Here is a 2714-nt window from a genome sequence, read left to right as displayed (position 1 = left end):
CCCGGGTGCTGACCGCGCCGGGCGACGCCGCGCAGCTCTCGGTGCCCGCGGTGGACGCCCTTGCCGCGGCCGCCGCGCTGGTGCGCCCGGACGCGATCCTCGTGTCGAACTCGGTCGAGGGGCGCGAGGTCGCTGCGCGGTTCGCCGTGCGTGCCCGCGCCGGGCTCGCGGTCGACGCGGTCGGGATCTCGCGTGACGCGGAGGGCGTGGTYGCGCACCACTCGGTGTACGGCGGTGCGTACAACGTCGATTCCGCGGTGACCTGGGGTGCGCCGGTGATCACCGTCCGCCAGGGCGCGATCGACGCCCGGGCCGAGGCGGTCGCTGCGCCGGCGGTCGAGGAGCTCTCCGTGCCGGCTTCGGGCCGGCCCGCGGCATCCGTCGTCTCCGTCGATGCGGCGGTCGTGGCATCGTCGCGTCCTGAGCTTCGCGGGGCCGCGAAGGTCGTCGCGGGTGGTCGGGGCCTCGGGTCGGGCGAGAAGTTCGCCCTGGTCGACGAGCTCGCCGATGTGCTCGGCGCGGCGGTCGGCGCCTCGCGCGCGGCCGTCGACGCCGGCTACGTGCCGCAGTCGTACCAGGTCGGGCAGACGGGGGTGTCGGTGTCGCCGCAGCTGTATGTCGCGCTCGGGATCTCCGGCGCGATCCAGCACAAGGCCGGCATGCAGACGGCGAAGACGATCGTCGCGATCAACAAGGACGGGGATGCCCCGATCTTCGAGATCGCGGACTTCGGGGTCGTCGGCGACCTGTTCACGGTCGTGCCGCAGCTGATCGCGGCGCTGCAGGCGAAGAAGGCGTAACCGGCGATGGCGACCTTCGGGCAGACGGTGCGGCGCGGGCTGCCGCGGCAACCCGGTGGCGAGCCGTGGCCAGCCGGCGATGGCGTCGGCCCGGGTGCCGTCCTCACCGCCACGACAGTGCTCGAGCCTGAAGCCGCCTCGGTCGTCGCTGCAGCCCCAGTCCCGGTCGCTGAGCCTGTCGAAGCGCCGGCGGTCCCGGTCGCTGAGCCTGTCGAAGCGTCCCCGGTCCCTTCGACAGGTTCAGGGACCGGCGCCGGCTCAGGGGTCTCGCTTGGCGGGGTAGCCCTGCGTCGGGGACTTCCCCGCACTCCCGGCGGCGAGCCCTGGCCGCCCGCCGGACTCATTACCGCAGCTGCCGCTCCCTCGTCCCCGGTCGTTGAGCGCCCTTCGGCAGGCTCAGGAACCGCGGTTCTGCGAGACGAAACGCCCGAGCCTGCGGCCGCGGCCGTTGCGACCACCGCCGCCACGGCAACCCCCGCGGTCGCTGAGCTTGTCGAAGCGTCCGCCGTCCCTTCGACAAGCTCAGGGACCGGAGCCGGCGGCCCCGCGCTGCGCCGCGGTCTTCCGCGTACGCCTGGTGGCGAGCCCTGGCCCCCCGCTGGATTCGCGGTTCCGGCAGCTGTCGCCGCCGCCGTCGCTGCAGCACCGATCCCGGTCGTTGAGTCCCCTTCGACAGGCTCAGGATCCGCGGTTCTGCGAGACGAAACGCCCGAACCCGCGATCCCCGCCGTCGCCGCCGCGGCGGCGGTCGCCACGACCCAGCCCCGCGCGGGACTTCCGCGAACGACCGCGCCCGTTCCCCCGGCACCCCCGGCGGTCGCTGAGGTTGTCGAAGCGTCAGCGGTCCCTTCGACAAGCTCAGGGACCGAGGCAGGCTCAGGGACCGAGGCAGGCGCAGGGACCGAGGCCGCGGCATCCGTCGCCCTCGCCGACCGACCCCCACTGGCGTTCACGCGCACGGTGTGGCCGGGGGCCGCAGCGCTCAACAACCCGGAGCCGAAGTCCGAGCCGAAGCGCTATGGACCCTTCACCGGGGCCCAGTGGACCGGCGCGGTCGTCATCGGCGGTGCCGGGCTGCTGTTCGCGGCGGCGATGGTCGTGCTGTTCGTGCGGTGGTTCCTGAGCCTCGAGTTCATGGTCGACTTCCTCACCACCTACCCCGGCGAATACGAACTGCCGGCGGGCGCACCGGTGGGGATGCCGGCGTGGCTCGGCTGGCAGCACTTCTTCAACGTGTTCCTGATCGTGCTGATCATCCGGTCGGGGCTGCAGGTGCGCACCGAGAAGCGGCCGAGCGTGTTCTGGTCGCCGCGGACCAACAACAGGCGCAAGATCAGCCTGAACCTGTGGTTCCACCTCTCACTCGACCTGCTGTGGGTGATCAATGGCGTGATCTTCGTGGTGCTGCTGTTCGTCACCGGCCAATGGATGAAGATCGTGCCGACCAGCTGGACGGTGTTCCCGAACGCGATCAGCGCGGCGCTGCAGTACGTGTCRCTGGACTGGCCGACCGAGAACGGCTGGGTCAACTACAACTCGCTGCAGCAGCTCGCCTACTTCGCGACCGTGTTCATCGCCGCACCGCTAGCGGCGATCACCGGCGTACGTATGGGCGGGCTCTGGCCGAAGGACGCCCCGCGCCTGAACCGCGCCTATCCGGTGGAATGGGCGCGCGCCGTGCACTTCCCGGTGATGCTCTACTTCGTGGCGTTCATCTTCGTGCACGTCGTGCTGGTGTTCGCGACCGGGGCGCTGCGGAACCTGAACCACATGTACGCGTCGCAGGACGCCGTGAACTGGACCGGGTTCTGGATCTTCGCGGCGTCCCTCGTCGTGATCGCCGCGGCGTGGGTCGCGGCGCGGCCCCTCATCCTCGCCCCGATCGCGCGCCTGTTCGGCAAGGTCACCGCCCGC

General features: G+C 71.7%; 2 protein-coding genes. Both read left to right on the top strand.

Annotation, left to right across the window (positions count from 1 at the left end; translation table 11 throughout):
* Positions 1-800, top strand: an 800-nt coding sequence (locus tag AC1DVT_RS19330) for an electron transfer flavoprotein subunit alpha/FixB family protein (protein ID WP_477390921.1), incomplete at its 5' end; no start/stop codon positions are given.
* A gap of 6 nt (positions 801-806) precedes the next feature.
* Positions 807-2714 (top strand): cytochrome b/b6 domain-containing protein (locus AC1DVT_RS19325; protein WP_477390920.1); only part of this gene is annotated, 1908 nt, incomplete at its 3' end.

Source organism: Microbacterium sp. P2_F9 (genome assembly GCF_056403635.1).
The sequence above is the reverse complement of the archived record's forward strand: the minus strand, read 5'-3'. Positions and strand labels throughout refer to the sequence as shown.